The organism is Microbacterium sp. UBA1097, from assembly GCF_002313585.1.
Lineage (GTDB): Bacteria > Actinomycetota > Actinomycetes > Actinomycetales > Microbacteriaceae > Microbacterium.
This window is the reverse complement of sequence record NZ_DCBW01000069.1, coordinates 22967-29135: the sequence shown is the minus strand read 5'-3', so window position 1 is coordinate 29135 and position 6169 is coordinate 22967. Positions and strand designations below refer to the sequence as shown.

Here is a 6169-nt window from a genome sequence, read left to right as displayed (position 1 = left end):
TCATCCCCGCCGCGTTCTCCGTGATCCGCAGAGCAGACGCGAGTTCCAGCCGGAGGGAGCGCATCACCAGCTCCCGCGACCCGCCCCCATACCGCGACACATCATCGAGAGCCTCCAGGCGGAGGTCATCGACCCGAGCGAACCGTTGCGCCGCGAACACCGCCTCCAGGTCGGCAGCCTCCAACACGAGGGCGACAGCGTCCGGACGCGGCGGCACCCACCCCGCCACCTCGGCATCCCACTCCCGCACATCACCCTCATACAGGAACACGTCAGCATCCGGACCCTCGGGCCGCTGCCCCGACTCGCCCATGCCAACCTCATCCATACCCCGACACTACGAGGGGGTTCCGACATTGACACGCCCGCGCGGCCCATCGGTGATTGACTTGGCACGTGAGACTCGAGCCATGTCAGGTGGGCGATATCCACGACCTCGAGGAGTTTCTCGGCCGCGTGGATCTCACCGCGAGCGGGCTGGACTCGCCGACCGCGCGGCTGTGGATCGAGCGCGACCCCACCGGCGCCATCGTCGCAAGCGCCGGGTACGAACTGAGCGCCGACGGTGTTCACGTACTCATCCGGAGCGTCGCGGTCACTCCGCGCCTCCGGTCTGGTGGCCGAGGCGCGGAAGCGGCGCGGTTCGCCCTCCACCAAGCCTCGCAGGAGGGGGTGCGGCGCGCGTGGCTCTTCAGCCGCCGCTCGGGACCGTTCTGGCAAAGCCTGGGATTCCTGCCCGCAGACCGCGACGATCTCGCGGTCGCGCTGGCGGGAACGGAGCAGGTGCGGCCATTTCACGCACGGGCCAGTTCGAGCGCGAGATCGCATGGTCATGCCAATCGAGCGAGTGAAGCATTCGAACCCATGCGGCAGCCATCCACACGCCACTAGAGGTCGACGAGCGCTCGAGCGAGCCGCCGCACGGCCGACTCCACGCGCGCAGTGTCTCCCGTCACGTAGAGATCGAGAGCGAACCCCTTCAGTCCGCTGACGAGGAGGGTGGCGCCCTCACGCGGATCACCACTGTAGGCCGGGTGGCGCTCAAGTGCTTCCGTAACGCGGTCGAGCCACTCCGTGGTCGTTGCCAGAGCGAGAGGTCGGAGTGTCTCGTCGTGAACGGCAAGCGCCATCACTTCGAGCGTCAGCATGACGCGGGCTCGTTGACTCCCCTCGGCCATGGCGTGCCATATGCCGAGGATGGTGTCGTCGAGGCGCGCGCTGGTGTCGAACGGGGGCACACGGGGCGCGCTTGCCGCGAGCGCCTGGGTGAGCAGCTCCTGCTTCGAGCCGAAGTGGTGAATGAGCATCCGATCACTCGTTCCCAACGCGTCCGCGAGGGGTCGCAGTGAAAGTCCGGCGACTCCGTGCCCGATGAGGTAGTCCACAGTGCCGTCGAGCAGTTCCTGTCGTCGCTGCGCATCAATGGGTCTCGCCACTCCTTGACTGTAGCAGTTGCTACATATACGCTCGCCTCATGATTAACGAAGCAGCTGCTACAGAAACCCGATTCGTCGTCTTCGTCCATCTCACGGCACTCCCCTCCTGGCTCCGCCTCCCCCACGAACGACGCGCCGCCGTCCGTGCCGACGAACTGCTCACCGCGTTCGCGGCGCACCCCCGAATCCACACCCAGTGGATCGACGTGGAGTCCTACTCCGCCGCGTCGTCCGACATCCTCATCGCCCACGTGACCGACCTTGCGGACTGGAATCTTCTCTTCGAGAAGCTCCGCGACACCTCCTTCTTCTCCGAGCCGTACTTCCGCGTCGACCAGATTCTCGTGGGGATCGAGGACGGCTACCGCGCCGCAGAGACAGGCGCCGGTGCTGCGTGAGCGCGCCGACCGCGCTCACTGAGCGTGTGCTGATAACGGGCGGCACCCGCGGGTTCGGATGGGCCCTGGCGCGCCGGATGCAGAGCACGGGCGCCCTCGTCGCGGTCTGCGGACGATCCGTCGAAGCCGTCGCCGCGGCGAACGCGCACGGACTCACCGGGATCGTCGCGGACGTCGAAGATCCCGGTGACCGGCGACGTCTCATCGAGACCGCCGCTGATCACCTCGGTGGATTGACGCTCCTCGTGAACAACGCAGCGACGCAAACCGGCATCCGGTTCGACGCGGACACATCCGCGCAGGCCGAGCAGGCCTCGCTCCGCGAGATCCGAGTCGATTTGGAGGCACCGCTCGCCCTGACCGCCCTCGCGCGCCCTCATCTCGAAGAACAGTCATGCGCTGGGGTCGCCTTCATCACGAGCACGCTCGGCTTTGCGCCCAAACAGTCCGCGCCCGCCTACTGCGCCGCCAAGGCGGGACTCGCCGCATTCGCCCTGTCGCTTCGCTACCAGTGGGCTAAGAGCCACCCCCAGTTGAGCTCGATTCGCATCATGCTCCCGCTTGTGGATACCGATACGACCCGCGGTCGCGGGAGCGGCAAGATATCGCCCGAGGATGCCGCCCAGCAAGCGGCCCAGGCGATCGAGCGCGGCAAGGACGAGATCGTCATCGGTCGTGCACGGATCCTGACCACCCTCCACCACATCGCCCCGGGAGCGGCCGCCCGCATCACCCGCAACGAGTGACACACCCGCACACCCCCAGTGTGGCTCTCGAACCCCGCCCCACCGCCACTCCACGCGCCGCTGCGCAGCGCGCGGAGCCTCCGGCGGCGTGGGCCCGAGTGGGCTTCTCGCCCACCAAAGCGACACGGCACCCCGCCGCGCTGCGCGCGGCACGGTGCCGTGTACCCCCGGTGGGACTCGAACCCACACTTGAGCGATTTTAAGTCGCCTGCCTCTGCCATTGGGCTACGGGGGCGCGCCGTGATCAGCGATCCCACGCTACCCGCAGGGGCGCCCGCGACCGACAGTGTCAGGACTTCGCGGCGACCTTCTCAGGCTCCGACTCGGCCGGCTTTGGCTTCGGACGCGCCGCAAACTCCTCGAACACGTACCGCGGGTGCTGCACGGTCGACAGGTTCACGATGTCACGGCCGAGCCAGAGGTTGTTCCACCAACCCCAGATGACCCGCCACTTGCGCTCCCACGACGGCATCGCCAGGCCGTGGTAGCCGCGGTGCGCAAGCCAGGCGATGAAGCCCTTGAGCGCAAGCTTGCCCGACTGGAATACACCGTTGTACAGACCAAGACCCGCGACGGCGCCGAGGTTCTTGTGCACGTACTCGACGGGAAGCTCGCCGCGCAGGACCGCGGTGATGTTCTTGGCCATGAGCTTGGCCTGACGCACGGCGTGCTGCGCGTTCGGAACGCAGTACCCGCCGACGCCACCGCCCGTGAGGTCGGGCACCGCCGCAACGTCACCGGCGGCCCAGGCACCCTCGACGATCTCATCCTCGCTGCCGACGCGAAGGTCGGCGCGGGTACGGATGCGGCCACGTTCCTCGACGGGCAGGTCGCTGCCCCGCACGACTGTCGGGTTTGCCATGACACCGGCGGTCCAGACGATCAGATCGCTCGGGATGACCTCCCCGGTGGAGAGCTCGACGTTGCCGCCGACCGCTCCGGTGACCTGCGTGTCGAGGTGGACTGCTGCACCGCGCTCACCGAGTGACTTCATGACCCACTTGCTAGTCTCAAGCGAGACCTCGGGCATGATCCGGCCCATCGCCTCGATGAGGTGGAAGTGGGTCTCGTCGAAGCTCAGCTCGGGGTACTTCTTGAGCAGAGCGGATGCGATGGAGCGAAGCTCGGCGAAGACCTCGATGCCCGCGAACCCACCACCCACGACGACGACGGTGAGCAGGCGCTCCCGCTCGGGTCCGGGGCGAAGGGTCGCTGCCTTGTCAAAGTTCGAGAAGAGCTTGTCGCGGATCGCGACGGCCTCTTCGATCGTCTTCAGCCCGATGGCGTTGTCGGCGATCCCGGGGATCGGGAAGGTGCGCGAGACGGCGCCCGCGGTGACCACGATCTGGTCGTACTCTTCCTGCCACGGCTCACCGAGGGCCGGAGTAACCGTCGCTACCTTGTTGGCGTGGTCGATTCCGGTGATCTTGGCCGTCACGACGCGCGTGCGCTTGAGGTGACGACGCAGCGACACCACCGAGTGGCGAGCCTCGATCGAGCCCGCAGCGACCTCGGGAAGGAACGGTTGGTAGGTCATGTACGGAAGCGGGTCGACGATCGTCACCTGTGCTTCGCCGCGGCGAAGGTGCTTCTCGAGTTTCCAGGCCGTGTAAAAGCCGGCATACCCTCCGCCGACAATAAGGATCCTGGGCGTGGTGTTGCTCACGATGGGAGAACTCCTGAGATGTTTCAGCGGCGGGGGGCGCGGGACGCCAATCGGACGCGTCGGACAGCAGCGGTGACGCCGAGCGCCACCAGTATAGCCGCGACCGTGCCCGCCGTCAGCGGAACAGTCCCATACAGCAGTGACTCGGTACTCGGCAGCAGCGGCGAGGCCGCAGCCTGCTGCTCCACGGGAGGGAGGGGTTCGACTGCGGCGGGGGGAACTGTCGGCTCGGGATCGGGCACGAGATTTGCCCGACGGTAGATGGTGATCCACTCCGCGAGGCTCCCCAGGGGGTTCTCGCTGACCGCGGGTACGGATGCCGTCACCGCGGCCTGCGCATCCACCAGGCCGTACCCGTAGAGCGGATCGGGAAGCTCCGTCACTCCGGCGGGCGGGGTCGCGGTGCGGATGATGTGATTGATGACATTGTCGGCATCCATGTCGGGATAGGCGGAACGCACGAGTGCGGCAATACCCGCCACAATCGGGGCAGCACCACTGGTGCCGGGCCATTCGACCACGGTGCCGTCGGCAGAGACGCCCAGGAGCTTCTCGCTCGGCGCAACGACAGCGATCGTGATGCCCTGCGTCGAGGCGTCCAGGCTTGCGCGCCCCTGCGGATCCACGCCGCCGACCACGAGAACACCGGGGATCGTTGCCGGGGCACCGACGACTCCCGTCCCGCTCCCCCGGTTTCCGGCGGCCGCGACGACCACGACATCGTGTTCGAAGGCATACATGAATGCGTCGTCCCAGCTGCGATCCCAGTCCGGGGTATTCGTCGTGAACGACAGGTTGATGATGTCGGCGCCGTTGTCGACAGCCCAATAGATCGCCTGAGCGATCTGCTCCGTGAAGGGGACGGATGCCGACACGCCGAATCCGACTGAGATCGAGAGGAGTTCGGCATCCGGTGCCACACCGATCATGCCCGTCTCCGGGCTCGTTCCGCGGGAGGCGGCGAGGGACGCGACCCAGCTGCCGTGATCGGGGTCTCGCGCTCCCACGGGCGTGCGACCGTCCGGCGACCCGAGGCCAGAGACATCCGTGCCGCCGACAACTCCCGAGAACTCCGGGGGTCCTTTGCCGATTCCGGTGTCGATGATGGCGATCTTCACGCCTGCGCCCGTGGAGGTTTTCCAGGCGTCCCGGATGCCGTAATCGTCGAGCCAGTACTCGGCCGCCCGGAGCGGGTCGGCCTCAGACGGCGACGGCGAGGGGGGAACGGTGAAACCGGGCAGCGCGATGATGCCGACGACAGCGAGCGTGACGGCCGCCAGCCGCCCAAGGGGGCGACTGCGGCGCTCCGTCATCGCAGGACTCACGCCGGCTCCTCGGAAACCGCGTCGACGGTGCGGATGGCAGCTCCCGGGTCAGCGCACACGCATCGTTCCGGCGACCAATCCGCCAGCGCCAGCGCCCGGTCCCCGATCGGGTTCACCCCCGGCCCCGCGGCAAGCGAGTGCGCCAGCACAGCGTGCAGACACTTCACGCGTGTCGGCATGCCGCCCGCCGAGATGCCCGCGATCTCCTCGGGGTCGCCATACTGGGCGCGGTCCTCGAGATAGCTCTGGTGCGCGAGACGGTAGGCCGCCGCGACCTCCTCATCTGCCTCCAGCTGATCGGCGAGCTCACGCATGGTGTGGTCGGCCTCCAGCGCCGACATCGCCGCCGTCGCACCCGGATGCGTCAGGTAATAGAACGTCGGAAACGGCGTGCCGTCGGGAAGTCGCGGGGCGGTGGCGACAACCGTCGGGTTTCCGCAGGCGCAGCGCGCGGCGATCCCGAGCACTCCTCGAGCCGGGCGACCCAGCTGCTCGCGCAGAACGGCGAGTTCAGCCTCGGTAACGGGAGCGAACGGAGGCCTGGACACCTCTCCAGGCTACCGATGAGCTCCTGAAGTTCGGCTGCGTGTCCTGCGGC

At 67.7% G+C, this 6169-nt stretch carries 7 protein-coding genes, 1 tRNA gene and 1 pseudogene; 3 read left to right on the top strand and 6 right to left on the bottom strand.

Annotated features, from left to right (window positions below):
- A pseudogene (locus B4F19_RS15725) lies at positions 1-328 on the bottom strand (hypothetical protein); the annotation flags it as partial.
- Positions 329-396: 68 nt separating this feature from the next.
- Between B4F19_RS15725 and B4F19_RS15720 the strand changes: the two are divergent.
- Positions 397-891, top strand: a complete 495-nt coding sequence (locus B4F19_RS15720; protein WP_308017234.1) for a GNAT family N-acetyltransferase — start codon at positions 397-399, stop codon at positions 889-891.
- On the opposite strand, the gene B4F19_RS15715 is transcribed toward B4F19_RS15720, so the two are convergent.
- Complete coding sequence (locus tag B4F19_RS15715) at positions 888-1436, bottom strand: TetR/AcrR family transcriptional regulator (protein ID WP_292725778.1); 549 nt, start codon at positions 1434-1436, stop codon at positions 888-890. The genes B4F19_RS15720 and B4F19_RS15715 overlap by 4 nt on opposite strands.
- A 38-nt stretch (positions 1437-1474) precedes the next feature.
- On the opposite strand from B4F19_RS15715, the gene B4F19_RS15710 reads away from it, so the two are divergent.
- Together B4F19_RS15710 and B4F19_RS15705 are read left to right on the top strand one after the other, a co-directional pair.
- The gene (locus tag B4F19_RS15710; RefSeq protein ID WP_292725777.1) at positions 1475-1834 is read left to right on the top strand and encodes a darcynin family protein; all 360 of its coding nucleotides are present in this window, start codon (positions 1475-1477) and stop codon (positions 1832-1834) included.
- Complete coding sequence (locus B4F19_RS15705) at positions 1831-2580, top strand: SDR family NAD(P)-dependent oxidoreductase (protein WP_292725775.1); 750 nt, start codon at positions 1831-1833, stop codon at positions 2578-2580. The genes B4F19_RS15710 and B4F19_RS15705 overlap by 4 nt, the downstream gene beginning before the upstream one ends.
- A gap of 162 nt (positions 2581-2742) precedes the next feature.
- Here B4F19_RS15705 and B4F19_RS15700 read toward each other — a convergent pair.
- The 4 genes from B4F19_RS15700 to B4F19_RS15685 form a co-directional block, all read right to left on the bottom strand.
- Positions 2743-2815, bottom strand: a tRNA-Leu gene (locus B4F19_RS15700).
- A gap of 54 nt (positions 2816-2869) precedes the next feature.
- Positions 2870-4246: an NAD(P)/FAD-dependent oxidoreductase gene (locus tag B4F19_RS15695; protein ID WP_292725773.1), complete on the bottom strand. Its 1377-nt coding sequence runs from the start codon at positions 4244-4246 to the stop codon at positions 2870-2872.
- A 23-nt stretch (positions 4247-4269) separates the two neighbouring features.
- Entirely contained in the window at positions 4270-5559 is a 1290-nt protein-coding gene (locus tag B4F19_RS15690; RefSeq protein WP_267189447.1) for a S8 family peptidase, read from the bottom strand.
- Between the two features lie 8 nt (positions 5560-5567).
- Positions 5568-6119 carry a DUF501 domain-containing protein gene (locus tag B4F19_RS15685; protein ID WP_228177025.1) on the bottom strand — a complete coding sequence of 184 codons (552 nt, stop codon included), beginning with the start codon at positions 6117-6119 and terminating at the stop codon, positions 5568-5570.
- Positions 6120-6169: the final 50 nt, after the last annotated feature.